The organism is Halomonas ventosae, assembly GCF_004363555.1.
Taxonomy (GTDB): domain Bacteria; phylum Pseudomonadota; class Gammaproteobacteria; order Pseudomonadales; family Halomonadaceae; genus Halomonas; species Halomonas ventosae.
Genome location: NZ_SNZJ01000010.1, coordinates 112308 through 130140 on the forward strand (window position 1 = coordinate 112308; position 17833 = coordinate 130140).

Consider the following 17833-nt stretch of genomic DNA (forward strand, 5'->3'; position numbering starts at 1 on the left):
CGGAACGTCCTGACCGTTGCGTGGCATATGCTGTGGACGCGTCAGCCCTGGGCCTGGCTGGCATAGAAGGTCTCGCCGGCGGCGGCCATCTGGCGCAGCTTCTCGGTGGGCGCGTAAAGCGGGCCGAGCTCCTTGGCCAGGCGCTCCGCCTGGCTGACGAAGGCGTCGACGCCCATGGCATCGATGTAGCGCAGCGCGCCACCGCGGAACGGCGGGAAGCCGATGCCGTAGATCAGCGCCATGTCGGCCTCGGCGGGGCTGCCGACGATGTCGTCCTCCAGGCAGCGCACGGTCTCCAGGCACAGCGGCACCATCATGCGGGCGATGATCTCCTCGTCGGAGAACTCGCGGCGCTCCCGGGCCACCTCCTTGATCAGCGCGATGGCGGCCTCGTCGGTGACCTTCCGGGGCTTGCCCTTGCGGTCCTCCTCGTAGGCGTAGAAGCCCTTGGCATTCTTCTGGCCCAGGCGGTCGTTCTTGAACATCACCTGGATGGCGCTCTTGCCCTGGCCATCGCCCCGCTCACCGGCCATGCCGGCCATGCGCTCCGGGAAGCCCTCGGCCATCACCTCGCCGGCATGCACCGCGGTATCCATGCCCACCACGTCGAGCAGGTAGGCGGGGCCCATGGGCCAGCCGAATTTCTCCATCACCTTGTCGATCTGCTGGAAGTCGGCGCCCTGCTCCACCAGCTGGCTGAAGCCGCCGAAGTAGGGGAAGAGCACGCGGTTGACCAGGAATCCCGGGCAGTCGTTGACCACGATGGGCGTCTTGCCCATGGCCCGGGCGTAGGCCACGGTGGCCGCCACGGCGGCGTCGCCGGTCTTCTCGCCACGTATCACCTCCACCAGCGGCATGCGGTGCACCGGGTTGAAGAAGTGCATGCCGCAGAAGTTCTCCGGCCGCTTGAGGTTCTCGGCCAGGCGGGTGATGGAGATGGTCGAGGTGTTGGAGGTGAGGATGGTCTCCTCTCCCACCTGGCCTTCCACCTCGGTGAGCACCGCATCCTTGACCTTGGGATTCTCGACCACCGCCTCGACCACCAGGTCGACGTGGCCGAAGTCGCCATAGGAGAGGGTCGGGCGAATGTTGCTGAGCTTCTCGGCCATCTGCCCGGTGGAGAACTTGCCCCGCTCCACCTGCTTGGCGAAGAGCTTGCGGGCCTCCTTGAGGCCGAGCTCGATGGCCTCCTCCTTGATGTCCTTCATCAGGATGGGCGTGCCCTTGGAGGCGCTCTGGTAGGCGATGCCGCCCCCCATGATGCCGGCGCCGAGCACCGCCGCCTGCCTGATCGGACGCGCCTGCTTCTCGTACTGGCTGCCCTTCTTCTTGACCACCTGGTCGTTCATGAACAGGCCGACCAGGTTGAAGGCCACCTCGGAGAGCGCCAGCTTGGCAAAGGCCTTGGCCTCGATGGCCTGGGCGCGGGCGCGCGACTCGCCGGCGCCCTTCTGGATCACCTTGATGGCCTCCACCGGCGCCGGGTAGTGCGGCCCCGCCTTGCCCTTGACGTAGCCCTTGGCGGTCTCGAAGGTCATCATCTGCTCGATGGGGCCGAGCGTGAGCGGCGCGCTCTTCTCGGCGCGGCGGGCCTGGTAGTCGAGCTCGCCACGATGGGCGCGGGTCAGGATGTCCAGGGCCGCGGCCTGCAGCTGCTCGCCCGGCACCACGGCATCCACCGCTCCCATCTTCAGGGCGGCCTCGGCGCGGTTCTCGGTGCCGCCGGCAATCCACTCGATGGCGTTGTCGGCACCGATTAGCCGCGGCAGGCGCACGCAGCCGCCCCAGCCCGGCAGGATGCCGAGCTTGGTCTCGGGCAGGCCGATCCTGGCGGATTCGGCCATGACGCGAAAGTCAGTGGTCAGGGTGATCTCGCAGCCACCGCCCAGGGCCAGGCCATTGATGGCGGTGACGGTGGGGAACGGCAGGTCCTCGATGGCATTGAAGATGCCGTGCACCCGCTCGAGCATGCCCTCGAGCTGCTCGGCGCCCTGCTCGAACATGCCGTGGAACTCGGTGATGTCGGCACCGACGATGAACGCCTCCTTGGCGCTGCCGATCACCAGCCCCTCGAGCCCCTTCTCGGCACGGAGGGCCGCGACGGCCTCGCCCAGTTCCGCGACCACGGCGCTGGAGAGCTTGTTGATGGACTCGCCCTTCAGATCGAAGGTCAGGGTGGCGATGGCATCGCCTGCGTCCTCGGGACCACGCGCCACCGTGATGGCATTGCCTTGATAGATCATCCACGAACCTCCATGCAGGAATTCATACGGCCGTTTGATTTTCGACAGCTTGGTGCAGCCGAGCCCGAACGTCAAGCCCCTGCCGACAGCATGGCAGCTCCCGGCGACTCACCCCAGCGGGACGAGCGCTGCTAGACTCGGCGAATGAACCGAGAACCGCCGAGGGACGCGTCCCCCTCCCCTGCATCCCCCGCCGCCGGCAGGCCGTCACCGCGCCTCGGCGCCTGGCAGTCCCGCCTCGAACGCCTGGTGGAGCTCGCCCGGCCCTGGAGCTGGCTGTGGCCCCCGATGGCCCTGGCCGCCGGGCTGGGGAGCTTCTTTCTGGTCGAGCGCCAGCAGTGGCTGGGCGGGATGCTGGCCCTGGGCATGCTGCTGGCCTGGGGACTGCTGCTCTCCGAGAGCCTGATCGGCCGGCTGCTGGTCCGGCGTGGCTATCCGCCCCTGCCTCGTGGTGTGACCACCTTCATCGCCCAGCTGATCCACCAGGAGACCCTGTTCTTCACCCTACCCTTCCTGCTCGCCACCACGGTATGGCACAGCGGCCAGGCGCTCTTCACCCTGCTGGTGCTGGCCATGGCGCTGCTGTCGATCCTCGACCCGCTCTACTACCGGCTGGCCGGTCGGCTGCGCTGGCTCTACTTCGCCTTCCATGCGCAGTGCGTGTTCCTGGTGGTCCTGGTCACCCTGCCCACCCTGCTCCACCTGACCACCGGCCAGAGCCTGCTGCTGGCCATCGGCGCCATGGTGCTGTTCAGCCTGCCGAGCCTGATGCACCTGCTGCGGCCCATGAGCCCCTCGCGCTGGCTGGCGATGCTGGCCCTGCTGCCGTTGCTGGCCGGCGTGGCCTGGGCGGGCCGCGCCTGGGTGCCGCCGGCCAGCCTGTGGATCTCGGGCAGTGCCCTCTCGCCCGAGTTCGATACCGAGGCCAGGAGACCGCTCGGCAGCACCGCCCTGACCCCGGCGGCACTGGCCAGCGAGGGGCTCTATGCCTTCACGGCGATCCATGCCCCCCGCGGCCTGCGCGAGGAGGTGGTGCATGTCTGGCGACGGGACGGCGTGGAGGTCGACCGCATCCCGCTGGAGATCCAGGGGGGGCGCGAGGCCGGCTACCGGGCCTGGAGCCACAAGCAGAACTTCCCCGAGGAGGCGGGTGGCGAATGGCGCATCGACGTGATGACCGACAGCGGCCAGCGGATCGGGATGCTGCGTTTCACGGTGAGTGACGACGCCGGGGCGGCGACCCTGGCCGACGGGACGATACAGCGGCCCTCGGGCATTCCCGGCCTGGATATCCGGCGGTTGCTGCCCCGGCCCGAGTCCGTTCCCGAGGCGGCACCTGAGGAGGAGGCACCTGAGGAGAAGGTCCAGCCAGCGGCGGCGAAGGCGCCCGGTTCACCGGGAGGCGAGGAGGCCCCGGAGGGCGAGACGCAGGCGGACGAGACAGGCGAGAAAGGAGACGAAGGCGAGGCAGGCGAGGCAGGCGAGGCAGGCGAGGCAGGCGAGGCGGACGAGGCGGACGAGGCGGACGAGGCGGACGAGGCAGAGGATGACGCGGGGACGGCCGAGCCCGTGCAATGATAAGCCTGCTTGCATTCCACGGCGGCGGTTCGGACAATCCGCTCAGGCTTCTCCCGGATGCACAGACCCATGCACCAGAACATCGGCTTCCAGCTGTCCCGCGTGCCGCGCCTGTGGCGCGCCGTCATCGACCGGCGACTGGCGCCGCTGGGCCTGACCCAGACCCGCTGGATCACCCTCTACCACCTCTGGCGGCTGGGTGACGGCCAGCCGCAGTGCGACCTGGCCCGCGCCATCGGCGTCGAGGCCCCCTCCCTGGTCCGCACCCTGGACCAGCTCTCCGAGCAGGGGCTGATCGAGCGGCGCGGCTGCGAGCAGGACCGCCGCACCAAGCGCATCTTCCTGACCCCCGAGGCCACCCCGCTGCTGGAGCAGATCGATGCGGTGGTCAGCCAGGCGCGCAGCGAGATGCTGGCCGGCCTCGACGACGCGGAGGTCGCCCAGTTGGCGAGCCTGCTGTCACGCATCGAGGAGAACGGCCTGGCGATCCAGGCCCGCGAGGATGCGGAGTGATCGCGCTCAGACGCGTGGCCCCTCCAGGGGCACCTCCTTCTCGGGATGGTCGGGGCGCCCGGCGAGGGCGTCACGCAGGGCCGTGAAGTCCTCCAGGTAGCTGGAGAAACGCTCGGTATCCTGCGACTCCCACCACCAGAGCCCGAGGGCCGCCCGGTTCGACTCCAGCACACTGGCATCCAGCGGCAGGCGCGTCAGCAGCGCCTCGAGGGGTGCCTCGGCCGCCGCCGGCAGGGGCCGCAGTGGCTCGAAGCGCCAGTACCAGCCATGGCGGAACGGCTTGAGCGCCGGCCCGGCCTCGGCATCTCGCACCAGCGTGAAGTCAGGCCCTGGCTGTTGCGGCGGATAGGGCCAGCGGTAGTGGGGCATGACGCCCCTGGCTTCATGAAAGGGTGGCTTGTCCAGCTTGACGGTGACGCCCGCCCGGCTCACGGCCGTTCGCATCCGCGCCACCCGCTTCTGGCGCGGGTTCGGCTTGAGCCAGAGTAGCGGCGAGATCACCAGCATCACCGCGACGAGAATGATCAACCAGGCCATGCCGTTCTCCCTGTGAATCTTGATGCAAGTCGTTGTCTTGTCATGCGAGCCGTCCTAGAGTGGAAGCATCCCCAAACACGCTGGATGCTGTACGGAGAGTCACATCATGAGCAATGAATATCGTCATGTCCTGGTCGCCGTCGACCTGACCAAGGACTCCCACAAGGTCCTGGAGCGGGCGATGCAGATCGCCGACCGCAACAAGGCCAAGCTGTCCATCATGCATACCCTGGAGCCGCTGGGCTTCGCCTATGGCGGCGACATTCCCATGGACCTCACCAGCATCCAGGACCAGCTCGACGAACACGCCAAGCAGCGCCTGGCGGAGATCGCCGACACCCATGTTCCCCGCGAGAACCAGCACGTGGTGGTGGGCATGCCCGATACCGAGATCCACCGCTTCGCCGAGGAGCATGACGTCGACCTGATCGTGGTCGGCTCCCACGGCCGCCATGGCTTCGCCCTGCTGCTCGGCTCCACCTCCACTGGCGTGCTGCACGGCGCTCAGTGCGACGTGCTGGCCGTACGGGTGGGCGCCAAGGGCGAGAAGAGCGAGGAGTAACCCCCCTCGCCCCGATAGACCGCAAGGGCGCCCCAGGGGCGCCCTTGCCGTTTGGGGCCCGACGCCAGCGACGCCTCGCCCTGTCACTCGCCGGCCGCCATCGCCTCCAACTCCATCCACCGCTCCATGGCCGCTTCCAGCTCGGCCTGGGTATCGTTCAGCGACTGCAGGGTCGCCGAGACGGTCTCGGCATCCTGCTGGTAGAAGGCCGGGTCGCCAACCCGTGCCTCGAAGGCGGCCACCTCGCCCTCGAGGCGCTCGATCTCGGCCGGCAGGCCGTCGAGCTCGCGCTGCAGCTTGTAGGAGAGCTTGGCAGGGCGGTTCGCCGGAGCAGCCTCGGCGGCCGACCTGGCCGGTGCCGGGGTGTCACTCGCCGCCGGGGCCGCGGGTTCGGCCTGCTGGCGCGCCGCCCCCTCCCAGGGGGCCGGCGGCAGCCTGCCCCCCTGGCGCACCCAGTCGCTGTAGCCGCCCACATACTCGCGCACCCGTCCCTGGCCCTCGAAGGCCAGCACACTGGTCACCACGTTGTCCATGAAGGCGCGGTCGTGGGAGACCAGCAGCAGGGTACCGTCGAAGTTCAGGAGCAGCTCCTCGAGCAGCTCCAGGGTCTCGACGTCGAGGTCGTTGGTCGGCTCGTCGAGCACCAGGACATTGGCCGGCTGGGTGAACAGCTTGGCCAGCAGCAGGCGGTTGGACTCGCCCCCGGAGAGTGCCTTGACCGGTTGGCGCACCCGCTCCGGGGTGAACAGGAAGTCCTGCAGGTAGCTCATCACGTGGCGGTCGCGGCCACCCACGGCGATGCGGTCGCTGCCCTGGGCCACGTTGTCATAGACGCTCTTCTCCGGCTCCAGCCCGGCGCGCAGTTGGTCGAAGTAGGCGACCTGCAGCTTGGTGCCGAACTGCACCTTGCCCTCGCTCGGCTCGAGCTCGCCGAGCAGGATCTTGAGCAGCGTCGTCTTGCCGGCACCGTTGCGGCCGATGAAGCCGATGCGGTCGCCACGCTGGATCTCCAGGCTCAGGTCGTCGATCACCACCTCGTCGCCGAAGCGCTGGGTGACGTGCTCGAGGCTCACCACCCGCTTGCCGCTGCGCCCACCGCTGTCGACGGAGAGCGAGGCCTTGCCCTGGCGTTCGCGGCGTTCGCTGCGCTCACGGCGCAGCTGCTCCAGCGCCCTCACCCGGCCCTCGTTGCGGGTGCGCCGGGCCTTGATGCCCTGGCGGATCCAGGCCTCCTCCTGGGCGAGCTTCTTGTCGAACTCGGCATGCTCCCGGGCCTCGACTTCCAGCTCATGGGTCTTCTGCTCCTGGTAGGCGGCGTAATCGCCGGGGTAGCGGCCAAGGCGCCCGCGGTCGAGCTCGAGGATCGCCGTGGCAAGCTTCGAGAGGAAGGCACGGTCGTGGGTGATGAAGAGCACGGCCCCATTGAAGTCCAGCAGCTGCTCTTCCAGCCAGGCGATGGTGTCGAGGTCGAGGTGGTTGGTGGGCTCGTCGAGCAGCAGAAGGTCGGGCTCGGCGACCAGCGCCCGGGCCAGCGCCACGCGGCGACGCCAGCCACCGGAGAGCGCGGCCATCTCGGCATCGGCGGGCAGCCCCAGCCGGGTCAGCACCACGTCGATGCGCTGGTGAAAGGACCAGCCGTCGATCGCCTCGATCCGCGTCTGCAGCTCGGCCATGCGGCGCATGTCCGGGTCCTCGTCGTGGATCAGGTGGTGATACTCGGAGAGCAGCTCACCGGCCTCGGGGAGCCCCTGGGCCACCACGTCGAAGATGGTCTGGCCGGTGGCATCCGGCAGCTCCTGGGCGAGCACCCCGATCTTCAACCCCGGGGCCCGCCAGATGTGGCCGCCGTCGGCCTGGATCTCGCCGGCCACTAGCTTGAGCAGGGTCGACTTGCCGGTACCGTTGCGCCCCACCAGGGCCAGGCGCTCGCCCTTCTCCAGCACCAGGTCGGCGCCGTCGAGCAGTACCTGGGTGCCATAGGCCAGTTGCAGCTGTTCCAGACGTAGCAGGGTCACGCGCTCACCTCTTCATTCATCGAGGGCGCTAGTGTAACGCATGGCCGGCCCGGCGTGGCGACGGGTACAATGCGCGCCTGATCCCAGAAGGAGTTCCGCCTTGGTTGCCCCGACCGACACCTTCGACGACGTCCTGCCCGAGGCACTGCGCTTCACCTCGCCCGCCCCACTGGTGGACATCGGCGCCAACCTGACCCACGAGAGCTTCGCCCGCGACCTTGAGGCGACGATCCAGCGCGCCCGGGCGGCGAACGTGACCACCCTGATCCTCACCGGCACCGACCGCGAGCACGCCGAGCAGGCCGTGGCGCTGGCCCGGCGCCACCCGGGGCTCTTCGCCACCGCCGGGGTGCACCCTCATGACGCCAGCCGCTGGGACCCGGCGCTCGCGCGCGCGATGCGCGACCTGCACCGCCAGCCCGAGGTGGTGGCGGTGGGCGAGTGCGGCCTGGACTTCAACCGCAACTTTTCCACTCCCGCCGAGCAGGAGCGCGCCTTCGAGGCCCAGCTCGGCCTGGCGGCGGAGAGCGGCAAGCCACTGTTCCTCCATGAGCGGGATGCCGGCCGGCGCATGCGCGAGATGCTGCATACCTGGCGAGACGATATCGCCGATGCGGTGATCCACTGCTTCACCGCCGACCGCGAGACCCTCTACGGCTACCGGGATCTGGACCTGCATATCGGCCTGACCGGCTGGCTGTGCGACGAGCGTCGCGGCCACCACCTGCGCGAACTGGTCAGCGAGATTCCCCTGGACCGGCTGATGGTGGAGACCGACTGCCCGTACCTGCTGCCGCGCAATTTACCTGCCAAACTCAAGGGCAGACGCCACGAACCGGCGCTGCTGCCCTGGATCGTGCGGGAGATCGCCCACTGGCGGGGCATGGACGAGGCCGAACTGGCCCGAGCCACCACCGCGACCGCGCTCGCCTTCTTCCGCCTGCCGGCGGGCGAGACGCACCGCACCAACGAACATGAGGAGCCCTGACATGGCCGGCCCCGAGAGCAAGGAGATTCCCGGCTTCATCGCCGTCGAGACCGGTGAGGACGGCGCATTGCCGCTGGCCATCGCCTGGACGCTGCCCGATGGGCGGGTCAAGCATACCCTGATCCAGCCGGACGATGACTGGCTGGACAGCGAGATGGTGTCGCTTGGCGAGTACAGCCTGGAGGAGCTCAACAGCATGGGCGTGAGCCCGCTGGACGTGATCCGCGAGCTGGAGAACGACCATTTCAGCGCGACGCTCTACACGGCCGGCGTGAGTGATGACGAGGCGGCGATCTCACGACTCTTCGACACCTACGGCCTCGACCCCTTCGTCGAACTGGCCCCGGCAGACAGCCTCTATCATGAGCTCGAGCCCGGCGACTGGTCCCGGGCCCGGGGCGAGCTGTTCGGCGAGATGGGCCTCGAACCGCTGCGTCCCGAGCACGAGGTGGCGGTGATGCTCAACCTGCACCAGCGCCTCACCCCGGGCGTCGCGCCGCCCGAGGCTACCCCCTTCGATGGCCGCCTGCTGGACGGCGACGACGTCGACGACTGAGCGGGCCCCAGGGTAGCTACGCCCCCGACCGGCCCAGCAGCGCCCTGGCCCGCGCGACGATGCCCGCCACCGAGGGCAGCGTGACCGTGGCGGCCGGCCCCAGGGCAATGAAGCTGTCCTCGGCGGTGAGCCGCGCCAGGCGCTCGCCCGCCACGCCGCGCTCGACCAGGCCGGTGACCAGCTCCTCGCTCGGCGAGCCCGACCGCCGGCACTCGTCCACCACCAGGATGGCCGCACAGTCGGCCACCCGGCGGTGCAGGGCATCGTGGTCGATGGCGGTGAGCCAGCGCAGGTCGATGAGGCGCAGCGCGATGCCCTCGGCCTCGAGGCGGGCGGCCGCCTGCCGTGACAGGTGCATCCCGTTGCCGTAGCTGACGATGGCGAGGTCCTGCCCCTCCCCCCATTGGCCGAGCTCGCCCACCGACAGGCGGTAGTCCGGCCCCGGGTCGGCGCAGCAGGCGCGATCGTCCCCCTCCTCCAGCAGGTCCCGGGCGTGGTAGCGGGCGATGGGCTCGATCAGCACCACCACCCGCTGCTCCTCGTCGGCCAGGCGGACGGCCTCCTGCAGCAGCCCCACCGCCTCGGCCCCGCTGGACGGGCAGGCCACCAGCAACCCGGGAATGTCGCGCAGCACGGCGATGGCATTGTCGTTGTGGAAGTGGCCGCCGAAGCCCTTCTGGTAGCCGAGCCCGGCGATGCGCACCACCATCGGGTTGGTGAACTGACCAGCGGAGAAGAAGCTGAGCGTGGCCGCCTCGCCACGCAGCTGGTCCTCGGCGTTGTGCAGGTAGGCGAGGAACTGGATCTCGAGGATCGGCACCAGCCCACTCTGGGCCAGACCGATTCCCAGCCCCAGGATGCTCTGCTCGTCGAGCAGCGTATCGATCACCCGGTGCGGGCCGAACAGCGCCTGCAGGCGCTGGGTGACCCCGTAGACGCCGCCCTTGCGGCCGATGTCCTCGCCGGCCATCACCAGGTGCGGGTAGCGGGTCATCAGCCGCACCAGCGCCTGGTTGATCAGCCTGGCCATGGGGGCCGGGGTGGCATCGACCTCCCCCTGCCAGGGGGCCTGCCGGCCGGGGCGCGACGGCGGCACGATGCTCGCCATGACCTGGGCGGCGTTCTCGAGCCGAGGTCGCCGGATCACCGCCTCGGCCTCCCGGGCCACCCGTTCGCCGATTTCCCGGTAGCGCTGGGCGATCTCCTCCACGGAGAGCACGCCGTGGCGACGCAGCAGGCCGGCGCTGACCAGCAGCGGGTCGCGGGCCTCGTCGGCCTCGATGCGCGCGGCCGACAGGTAGGCCTGCTGGGCATCGGAGCCGGCATGGCCGAACAGGCGCACGCAGTGCATGTGCAGGAATACCGGCTGGCGACGGGTGCGGGCGATGTGCGCCGCCTCGCGGGCGACCCGCCAGGTGTCCAGCAGGTCGAGGCCGTCGCAGGCGAGATAGTGGAAGCCGGGGCGGGCACGCATGCTGGCGGCGATCCAGCCGGGCGGCGTGGGCATGGAGATGCCGATGCCGTTGTCCTCGCAGACCATCACCAGCGGCATGGGCGCGCCCTGCCAGGCGGCCCAGCCCGCGGCATTGAGGGCGCCCTGGGCGGTGGAGTGGTTGAAGGAGGCATCGCCGAAGCTGCAGATCACCACGCTGTCCGGCGCCCACTCGCCTCCTCCGCCCAGGCGACGCCACAGGCCGAGGCTGTGGGCCGCCCCCACCGCCTTGGGCAGGTGGGAGGCGATGGTGCTGGTCTGCGGCGGGATGTTGAGCGCCCTGGAGCCCAGCACCTTGTGGCGCCCGCCGGAGATCGGGTCCTCCGACGAGGCGGTGAAGCTCAGCAGCAGGTCGCGGATTGGCGTCTGGCCCGGCACGGCACGGCTGCGCTGGATCAGGAAGGCGGCATCACGGTAGTGCAGGAAGGCGGGATCGGCGGGCCGGAAGGCGCGGGCGATGGCGGCGTTGCCCTCGTGGCCGGCACTGCCGATGGTGTAGAAGCCCTCGCCCCGTGCCTGGAGCCGCCGGGCCTGGAGGTCGAGGTGGCGGCTGGTCAGCTGGGACTCGAAGAGCTCGACGAGCCCCTCGGGGTCGAGCCCGGCCGTCTCGAGGGAGCCGTCGTGTGACGGCGCGGGCCAGGTGTCGTCATGCAGGGCGGCGAGGAAGCGCTGTTCCTGGGGCAGGGAGTCGGCCACGGTCGGCCTCCGGTCGGCTGGACACTGCCCTACAGCCTAGTCGATCGCCTCGACGGGCCGCGATCCCGCCGACGCGAGCCGACGGTGCCCGGCTGCCACGGCCTGCTCGAGACTGGCCCCTTCCCGGTAGAAGGCCGCCAGCGCCCGCCGGAAGGCCGCCGCGCGCGCCGGCAGGCCCTCGCGCAGGTAGCGCTCGGCGCGCGCCTCGACCCGCGCCTGGAAGCCCTCGCGGTCGACCTCCACCTCGCCCAGGTTGTCGACGCTGACGCTGAAGGGCCGGCCGCAGGCCTCGGAGAAGAGCCGCTCCAGTGCCTGGGGCGCCACCTCCACCGCCTCGAAGTCGCGCTGCTGGCGGGCATCCCGGCCGTCGGGCAGGTACCAGTAGCCGTAGTCCTCGAGCCGTCGCCGGCGGGCCCCGGCGATGCACCAGTGGCTGACCTCGTGCAGGGCGCTGGCGAAGAAGCCCCGGGCGAAGATCACCCGGTGCCAGGGGGAGGCCTCGTCGGCCGGCAGGTAGAGCGGCTCGTCGCCGCCGCGCACCAGGCGGGTCCGGTAGCGGGGCAGGAAGAGGCCGTCGAACAGCGCAATGACATCCTCGAGTCGGTGGCTCACGCAGGCTCCTGGAAGGCATAAAGGGCGCCATTATAGGGGCAAGGCCGCGCGGCGCGAAAATCGCCGCCTCCTGATAGACTGGACGGCCTGTCGGCGCTCGTCCCGGGCCGGACGCTGCCGACTCACCCTCGACGCATGGAGCTGCTGCCTTGGCCTCGTTCGCCTCACGCCTGCTGGCCACCAGCCGCAAGGAAACGCGTCCGCTGATGCGCCTGGCGCTGCCCATCTGCGGGGCCCAGCTGGCCCAGGCCGGGATGAGCGTCGTCGACGTGATGATGACCGGGCGACTCAGCGCCACTGACCTGGCGGCGGTCTCGGTGGGTTCCAGCCTGTGGATGCCGCTGATGCTGTTCATGACCGGCACCCTGATGGGGCTGACGCCGATCGTCGCCCAGTTGCTGGGGGGCGGCCGCACGGCGGGGATCCGCCCCAGCGTCCACCAGGCACTGTGGATCGCCCTCGCCCTGGGCATGGTCGCCGCGGTGCTGCTGTGGTTCACGGTGATGCCGATCTTTCGCCTGATGGCGGTGCCCGAGGAGGTCGCCGGGCGCGCCGCCGCCTACCTGGCCGCCGTGGCCTTCGGCATGCCCGGGGTGGCCCTCTTCCAGGCGCTGCGCGCCTTCTCGGACGGCATGAACCATACCCGACCGTCGCTGTGGATCAGTCTGGTCGGCCTCGGCGTGAACATCCCCTGCAACTTCGTGCTGATCTACGGCGGCGAGGGGCTGACGGGACTGTTCGGCGACTGGCTGCCCGGCAGCGTGCAGGGCCTGCCGGCCCTCGGCGCCCTGGGCTGTGGCATTGCCACCGCGATCTCCATGTGGGTGATGGGCCTGGCGATGATCGCCTACACCCGGCACTCCCGGGCCTACGGGGACGTCGCGCTCTGGCACTCGCCCACGCCCCTGCGCTGGCAGCTGATCGGCGAGCTGCTGCACGTGGGCATGCCCATCGGCGTGGCGATCTTCGTGGAGGTGACGCTGTTTACCCTGATCGCCCTGTTCATTGCCAGCCTCGGCGAGATCACCGTGGCGGCCCACCAGGTGGCGCTCAACTACACCTCGATCCTCTTCATGCTGCCGCTCTCCCTGGGCATGGCCCTGACCGTGCGGGTCGGCAACACCCTGGGGCAGGGCCGCCCTGAAGCCGCCCGACTGGTGGCCTGGCACGGCATCCTGGTGGCGCTGGCCGTGGCGGGGCTCAACAGCCTGCTGCTGTGGCTCACCGCCGAACCGGTGATCGGGCTATATACTCATGACAGCGAGGTGGCACGCCTCACCCTGTCGCTGGTCGGACTGGCCATGATCTTCCAGGTCTCGGACTCGTTACAGGTCAACCTGGCCGGGGCCCTGCGCGGCTACAAGGACACCCGGATCATCATGCTGATCACCCTGCTGGCCTACTGGCTGGTAGGGCTGGGGGGCGGCCACTGGCTGGGACGACACGGCCTGTTCGGGTGGATCGGACCGCTGGGCGTGCATGGTTACTGGATCGGCCTGATCGCCGGCCTGACGACGGCTGCGGTACTGCTGGGCGAGCGACTCAGGCGCATGAGCAAGGCGATAGTCCATGGAGAGATCGAGATTCCCGTCGAGTGATCGCAGGGGCGTGACCTGCCTCGGGCGAGGCATGCTGCTGGCCGTGATGCTGACGCTGATGGCCGGCTGCGGCGAGGGCGAGAGCGAGACCCTGTTGGGCGACTACCAGCAGCGCCTGGCCGAGACCCTGGGCGTCGAGGCACCTGAGCGCGCCTCCCCGGACAACATCGGCGCCTTCCCCGAGCAGGACGAGCGGCTGTTCGAGATTGCCGAGACCCGCGAGGGCATGCTCGATATCTATGCCCTGCGCGAGTGCCACATCGCCAACCTCGTGGCGGGACGCAACAACCAGCTCGGCAAGGTGGCGGCCCCCAGCCAGCGTTGGCTCTACGAGCTCGAACTGTGGCGCCGGCTGAGTAGCTGCTGGAACGGCGACGTCCCGGACGCCCTCTCCGATGACAGCCGTGAACGCCTGGCCCGGCTCACCGCCATCAAGACCGAACAGCTGCCAAGGGTCAGCTGGAACGCCCTGTTCGACTCCGAGGAATGGGTCAAGAACTTCTCCCGGGCAAGCTCTCCCCTCTCCCCCGAGGCCCTCGGCGAGGTCGAGGAGCGCAGTGCCGCACTTCGCTATCTGCGCAAGGCGACCCTGTATCAGTTCAACCGGGACTGGACGGCCGACTCGGCCACCCTCGAGGGTCACCTCAAGACCCTGCAGGAGCGCCCGCTCTCTGCCGAGCTGCTGCGTGCCCTGCTGCTCGCGGAGCAGCGCCTGGGCGAGGCCTCGATACTGATCGAGGCCACCCTTGAACAAGATGACGGTGCCAGCTGTCGCGGGGCGGCCGAGGACCTGGCCGATTCCCCCGAGGCGACCCGGCTGGCGGCATGGCTGGACGACCTCGATCTCGCCGCCCGGCAGTGGCTCGGGGCCATCGACGCCCTGCTCGCGGTGCATGTGGTGCCCCCGCCGGCAGTGGCCGACTATCGGCGCCGCTGGCTCTCGCTGAGCAACCCCGAGGCTCCCCTGCCGGCCTTCACGGCGGCCCGGGACCACCACACTGCATTGCACAACCGGCTCGCCCATCACTGCGGATCAGCCCCCGGGACTTAACCTCGGCAATCACTCTGTGCTATTGATGAGACAACAGTGACGCAGTGCGCTGCTTACCAGGCCGATGCCGTGACCACGCAGCACTTGGAGGGACATCATGGGAATCCCGCAGTCACCCCGCTCCGCCCAGGTCATCGACCTCGAGGCCATGCGCCAACGTCAACTGGCCCGGCGCCGGTTGGTCCGCCTTTCGCCCGAGCTGGACAACCTGGAAATGGTCTATCGGCTCGCCTCGGATGCCGACACCCTGTACGGCATGCCCCTGCTGGCCTGGGGACTCCAGGAAGATGGCGAGGTGGTCGGCCTGGTGCCGTGGATGGAAGCCCTCACGCCCTGCCACCGCCTGGATGACGCCGAGCACGGCCATTTCATCGGCTATCGCGACCCGGAGACAGAGGAGCTCTTCGAGGAGGCGCCCGAGCACAAGGTGCTGGAACTCGAGCACGCTGCCGCCTACTTCGATTACGAGGAGACCGACGAGACCACGCTGATCCAGCAGCTTCCCGAGACCCAGGGGACCCATGCCCTGTGCATGGACGAGAGCGACGCACCCTGGCAGCTGAAGCAGGTCTTCGGCTGGCGACTCTACAGCGACGGCACCGTGGAGGCCCTGCTTGCCGACGAACGCCTCATCGAGACCACCCCGATCCTGCCCGGCGACCCCTGCCTCTACCCCGGCCACAGCCGCCACCGCGTGGTCTACTTCTTCCAGCGGCAGATCGCCAACCGCATCCGCCACGAGGACCCCACCACCCTCGAGGCCCTGGCACTGATGGTCATGCCCGGCAGCGGCGACGTTGACACGCCGAGCGACTGACGGACTGGCGGCGACTCAGCCGAGACGGATAAAGTAGAGATAGCTGCCGTCGTCTTCCTGCTGGTGCAGGAGCTCATGCCCGAGGAAGCTGCAGAACTTGGGGATGTCACGGGTCGTCGCCGGATCGCTGGCGATCACCTTGAGCACCTCCCCCGCGTGCATGTCACGCACCTTGTTGTGCATCAGCATGATCGGCTCAGGGCAGTAGAGCCCCGTGGTATCGAGTTGCGCATCACAGGCCGGCAGGGAATCCGCGGAATCAACCATCGATGACCTCGTTGCAGGATAGTTAAGTAAGGGAGTAACGGATGATCAAGATCATTATCGAACGTCGTATCATGCCCGGCCTGGAGGAGGAATACGAGGCAGCGGCCAGGGAGGCCATGCGCCATTCCCTGGGCGCACGTGGCTTCGTCGGCGGCGAGAGCCTCGTCGAGCTTGGCCACAGCGATCGACGTCTGATGATCACCAAGTGGCGCGACATGCGCGCCTGGAAGGAGTGGTACCAGAGCGAGACACGCGCCCGGGTCATGCAGAGCCTGCTGCCGCTGCTGACCGAGGAGGAGCGTATCCGCATCTACGAGCCGACGACCCACTGACGGGCTCGCGGATCCCCATCAGTCCAGGAGCCGCACGTGTACCGTCACCTCCTCGCGATCATGGTAGAAGTGGCGACACGCCACCTCGGCCCGCACGCCGGCCTCGGCGAGCGCTGACTCCAGGCCCGCGAGGCAGCGTGAGACCTCCTGCCAGCGCCGCTTCATGGGCAGCTTCAGGTTGAAGACCGCCTCGCGGCACCAGCGCCTCACCAGCCAGCGCTGGACCATCGCCATCACGCGCGACGGCTTGTCGACGATATCGCACACCAGCCAGTCGAGCCTACCGGGCGGCTCCCAGACGAAGCCATCCTCGCGCAGGTGCTCCACCAGCCCCGTGGCCATCAACCCCTTGTCCATGGGGCCATTGTCGATGGCATAGACATGCATCCCGCGCTGCACCAGCTGCCAGGTCCAGCCGCCGGGAGCGGCACCCAGATCGGCCGCCTGCATGCCCTCCCCCAGACGCTCGTCCCATTCGTCTCGCGGGATGAATTCGTGCCAGGCCTCCTCCAGCTTCAGGGTCGAGCGGCTGGGCGCACGATGGGGAAAACGCAGCCGGCGAATTCCCCCGGCGAGTTCGCTGCGATTGCCGGGGAAGCTCATGCCCAGCTGCACGCGGTCGCCGTCACTCCACAGCAGGTGAAGCCGACGCCCCCCGGCCTTGCGCCGCAGGGCGCCGCGCTTCTTGAGCAGCGACTCCAGCGGTCGCTTCAGTGCCTTGATCAGGCCGGCGAGGGCCTTGGCCTCGTTGGTGTCCGGCGTCTCCTGCCAGACCGAGTCGAAGCTCCAGCCGCTCGCCACCACCTGCTCGATGATCGGGGAGAGGCGATCCTCGCGCGGGAGCGCAAGGGGCGGCAGTGCGAGCAGGCTCTGGCGGGCAAACACCAGGCCTGCCAGCGGCAGTGCCCGATGCAGGGCATTGGCCGGCGCATCGCCGGCAGCGATGAAGCGCACGAAACCCGCATCGGGCCTGGCATCAGCCTCTCCCTGCCAGCCGAGCGCCATGGCCTTGTCCGCAAGCTCTGCCGCCAGGTCATGCTCGAACCCGGGGCGACAATAGAGCAGCAGTTCGCCGGGCACGCTCATGGGCTGGCCTCCTCGGCCGCCGCCGCGGAGGTGCTCTTCCTCAGGTCCTCGATATCCTGCAACTGGACATTGAGTGCATTGGTGGAAATGGTCACCTCCCAGAGCGAGTAGATCAGCGATATGGACAGGGTCACCAGGCTCACGCCGAAGAGCAGCATGCCCAGCAGTTCGAGCGACAGGAAGAGCGCGAACATCGACAGCGTGCAGAGCAGGAAGCTCAGCACGCCCGCCACCTGCATGCGTTTGGTCAGGGAGATGCGCCGACGCAGCAGCACGATCTGTCGGGCGGTGCCGGACTGATGCCGGTCACGCTCCTCGTCCGCCAGCTTGCGGATCAGCTGGGCGAGCACCAGGAAGCGGTTGGTATAGGCCAGCAACAGCAGCGAGATGGCGGGAAAAAGCAGGGCCGGGGTGGTCAACGTCAAGGAACGATCTCCGGTTGTCATTCGCAACGCCATGATAACAGGTGACACTTTCACCGGCCGCACATGAAAAGACCCCGTGCTCTTTCGAACACGGGGTCTTCTCGGGATAGGTGCCTGACGAAGACCCGGGCGGCGCTCCGCTACTCTTCATGGGGAGGCCCCCGGAACGACGAAACCCCGACCAATGGCCGGGGTTTCTGAATAAGTGCCTGACGATGACCTACTCTCGCATGGGGAGGCCCCACACTACCATCGGCGCTGAGCGGTTTCACTGCTGAGTTCGGCATGGGATCAGGTGGTTCCCGCACGCTATGGTCGTCAGGCGAAAAACGGTGAATCATGCTGACGATACGTCTCGTCGTATCCGTCATGTCGGTCGCCATCGGCAGACCGCTTGGGTGTTATATGGTCAAGCCTCACGGGCCATTAGTACCGGTTAGCTCAACGCCTTGCAGCGCTTCCACA

Annotated in this window: 17 protein-coding genes and 1 rRNA gene; 9 read left to right on the forward strand and 9 right to left on the reverse strand. The window is 68.9% G+C overall.

Annotated features, from left to right (window positions below; all coding sequences use genetic code 11):
* Positions 1 to 41 precede the first annotated feature (41 nt).
* Positions 42 to 2243, reverse strand: a complete 2202-nt coding sequence (gene fadB, locus DFP85_RS10485) for a fatty acid oxidation complex subunit alpha FadB (protein ID WP_133636234.1) — start codon at positions 2241 to 2243, stop codon at positions 42 to 44.
* A 144-nt stretch (positions 2244 to 2387) separates the two neighbouring features.
* Between fadB and DFP85_RS10490 the strand changes: the two genes are divergently transcribed.
* Together DFP85_RS10490 and slyA are read left to right on the forward strand one after the other, a co-directional pair.
* Positions 2388 to 3821: a DUF5924 family protein gene (locus DFP85_RS10490; RefSeq protein WP_341776974.1), complete on the forward strand. Its 1434-nt coding sequence runs from the start codon at positions 2388 to 2390 to the stop codon at positions 3819 to 3821.
* Between the two features lie 69 nt (positions 3822 to 3890).
* Entirely contained in the window at positions 3891 to 4334 is a 444-nt protein-coding gene (gene slyA, locus DFP85_RS10495; RefSeq protein ID WP_133636235.1) for a transcriptional regulator SlyA, read from the forward strand.
* Between the two features lie 6 nt (positions 4335 to 4340).
* Here slyA and DFP85_RS10500 read toward each other — a convergent pair whose 3' ends face one another.
* On the reverse strand, positions 4341 to 4871 hold the full coding sequence (locus tag DFP85_RS10500; protein WP_133636236.1) for a preprotein translocase subunit YajC: 531 nt from the start codon (positions 4869 to 4871) through the stop codon (positions 4341 to 4343).
* Between the two features lie 106 nt (positions 4872 to 4977).
* Between DFP85_RS10500 and DFP85_RS10505 the strand changes: the two genes are divergently transcribed.
* Entirely contained in the window at positions 4978 to 5433 is a 456-nt protein-coding gene (locus tag DFP85_RS10505) for a universal stress protein (RefSeq protein WP_133636237.1), read from the forward strand.
* Between the two features lie 83 nt (positions 5434 to 5516).
* On the opposite strand, the gene DFP85_RS10510 is transcribed toward DFP85_RS10505, so the two are convergent.
* Complete coding sequence (locus tag DFP85_RS10510) at positions 5517 to 7448, reverse strand: ATP-binding cassette domain-containing protein (protein ID WP_133636238.1); 1932 nt, start codon at positions 7446 to 7448, stop codon at positions 5517 to 5519.
* 100 nt (positions 7449 to 7548) lie between these two features.
* Here DFP85_RS10510 and DFP85_RS10515 point away from each other — a divergent pair, with 100 nt between their 5' ends.
* Together DFP85_RS10515 and DFP85_RS10520 are read left to right on the forward strand one after the other, a co-directional pair.
* Complete coding sequence (locus tag DFP85_RS10515; RefSeq protein WP_243737269.1) at positions 7549 to 8436, forward strand: TatD family hydrolase; 888 nt, start codon at positions 7549 to 7551, stop codon at positions 8434 to 8436.
* Between the two features lies 1 nt (position 8437).
* Entirely contained in the window at positions 8438 to 8992 is a 555-nt protein-coding gene (locus DFP85_RS10520; RefSeq protein WP_243737270.1) for a hypothetical protein, read from the forward strand.
* Positions 8993 to 9008: 16 nt separating this feature from the next.
* Here the strand turns inward: DFP85_RS10520 and DFP85_RS10525 are convergent, their stop codons facing one another.
* Together DFP85_RS10525 and DFP85_RS10530 are read right to left on the reverse strand one after the other, a co-directional pair.
* Positions 9009 to 11180: a thiamine pyrophosphate-dependent enzyme gene (locus DFP85_RS10525; protein ID WP_133636240.1), complete on the reverse strand. Its 2172-nt coding sequence runs from the start codon at positions 11178 to 11180 to the stop codon at positions 9009 to 9011.
* Positions 11181 to 11216: 36 nt separating this feature from the next.
* Positions 11217 to 11792 carry an elongation factor P hydroxylase gene (locus DFP85_RS10530; protein WP_133636241.1) on the reverse strand — a complete coding sequence of 192 codons (576 nt, stop codon included), beginning with the start codon at positions 11790 to 11792 and terminating at the stop codon, positions 11217 to 11219.
* Between the two features lie 149 nt (positions 11793 to 11941).
* Between DFP85_RS10530 and DFP85_RS10535 the strand changes: the two genes are divergently transcribed.
* The 3 genes from DFP85_RS10535 (at position 11942) to DFP85_RS10545 (ending at position 15258) form a co-directional block, all read left to right on the forward strand.
* Positions 11942 to 13390 (forward strand): MATE family efflux transporter, encoded by a 1449-nt coding sequence (locus DFP85_RS10535; protein ID WP_243737271.1) that lies wholly within the window; start codon positions 11942 to 11944, stop codon positions 13388 to 13390.
* Positions 13362 to 14441 (forward strand): DUF3080 family protein, encoded by a 1080-nt coding sequence (locus tag DFP85_RS10540; protein WP_243737272.1) that lies wholly within the window; start codon positions 13362 to 13364, stop codon positions 14439 to 14441. Before DFP85_RS10535 ends, DFP85_RS10540 begins: the two co-directional genes overlap by 29 nt.
* 97 nt (positions 14442 to 14538) lie before the next feature.
* Positions 14539 to 15258 carry a hypothetical protein gene (locus DFP85_RS10545; protein ID WP_133636242.1) on the forward strand — a complete coding sequence of 240 codons (720 nt, stop codon included), beginning with the start codon at positions 14539 to 14541 and terminating at the stop codon, positions 15256 to 15258.
* Positions 15259 to 15273: 15 nt separating this feature from the next.
* On the opposite strand, the gene tusA is transcribed toward DFP85_RS10545, so the two are convergent.
* Positions 15274 to 15525 (reverse strand): sulfurtransferase TusA, encoded by a 252-nt coding sequence (gene tusA, locus DFP85_RS10550; protein ID WP_106228983.1) that lies wholly within the window; start codon positions 15523 to 15525, stop codon positions 15274 to 15276.
* A gap of 41 nt (positions 15526 to 15566) precedes the next feature.
* On the opposite strand from tusA, the gene DFP85_RS10555 reads away from it, so the two are divergent.
* The gene (locus DFP85_RS10555; RefSeq protein ID WP_106228982.1) at positions 15567 to 15857 is read left to right on the forward strand and encodes an antibiotic biosynthesis monooxygenase family protein; all 291 of its coding nucleotides are present in this window, start codon (positions 15567 to 15569) and stop codon (positions 15855 to 15857) included.
* A gap of 18 nt (positions 15858 to 15875) precedes the next feature.
* On the opposite strand, the gene rlmM is transcribed toward DFP85_RS10555, so the two are convergent.
* The 3 genes from rlmM to rrf all read right to left on the reverse strand — a co-directional run bounded on the left by rlmM (position 15876) and on the right by rrf (position 17691).
* A complete protein-coding gene (rlmM, locus tag DFP85_RS10560) occupies positions 15876 to 16943 on the reverse strand; it encodes a 23S rRNA (cytidine(2498)-2'-O)-methyltransferase RlmM (RefSeq protein ID WP_133636243.1) in 1068 nt (355 codons plus the stop codon).
* Positions 16940 to 17368, reverse strand: a complete 429-nt coding sequence (locus DFP85_RS10565; RefSeq protein ID WP_133636244.1) for a DUF2721 domain-containing protein — start codon at positions 17366 to 17368, stop codon at positions 16940 to 16942. The genes rlmM and DFP85_RS10565 overlap by 4 nt, the downstream gene beginning before the upstream one ends.
* Positions 17369 to 17575: 207 nt before the next feature.
* A 5S ribosomal RNA gene (gene rrf / locus DFP85_RS10570) occupies positions 17576 to 17691 on the reverse strand.
* Between the last annotated feature and the right edge of the window lie 142 nt (positions 17692 to 17833).

Excerpts from the sequence above, each read along its gene's own strand:
- fadB (WP_133636234.1), bottom strand. The coding sequence starts at position 2,243 with ATGATCTATCAAGGCAATGCCATCACGGTGGCGCGTGGTCCCGAGGAC.
- DFP85_RS10490 (WP_341776974.1), top strand. The coding sequence starts at position 2,388 with ATGAACCGAGAACCGCCGAGGGACGCGTCCCCCTCCCCTGCATCCCCC.
- slyA (WP_133636235.1), top strand. The coding sequence starts at position 3,891 with ATGCACCAGAACATCGGCTTCCAGCTGTCCCGCGTGCCGCGCCTGTGG.
- DFP85_RS10500 (WP_133636236.1), bottom strand. The coding sequence starts at position 4,871 with ATGGCCTGGTTGATCATTCTCGTCGCGGTGATGCTGGTGATCTCGCCG.
- DFP85_RS10505 (WP_133636237.1), top strand. The coding sequence starts at position 4,978 with ATGAGCAATGAATATCGTCATGTCCTGGTCGCCGTCGACCTGACCAAG.
- DFP85_RS10520 (WP_243737270.1), top strand. The coding sequence starts at position 8,438 with ATGGCCGGCCCCGAGAGCAAGGAGATTCCCGGCTTCATCGCCGTCGAG.
- DFP85_RS10540 (WP_243737272.1), top strand. The coding sequence starts at position 13,362 with ATGGAGAGATCGAGATTCCCGTCGAGTGATCGCAGGGGCGTGACCTGC.
- DFP85_RS10545 (WP_133636242.1), top strand. The coding sequence starts at position 14,539 with ATGGGAATCCCGCAGTCACCCCGCTCCGCCCAGGTCATCGACCTCGAG.
- tusA (WP_106228983.1), bottom strand. The coding sequence starts at position 15,525 with ATGGTTGATTCCGCGGATTCCCTGCCGGCCTGTGATGCGCAACTCGAT.
- DFP85_RS10555 (WP_106228982.1), top strand. The coding sequence starts at position 15,567 with ATGATCAAGATCATTATCGAACGTCGTATCATGCCCGGCCTGGAGGAG.
- rlmM (WP_133636243.1), bottom strand. The coding sequence starts at position 16,943 with ATGAGCGTGCCCGGCGAACTGCTGCTCTATTGTCGCCCCGGGTTCGAG.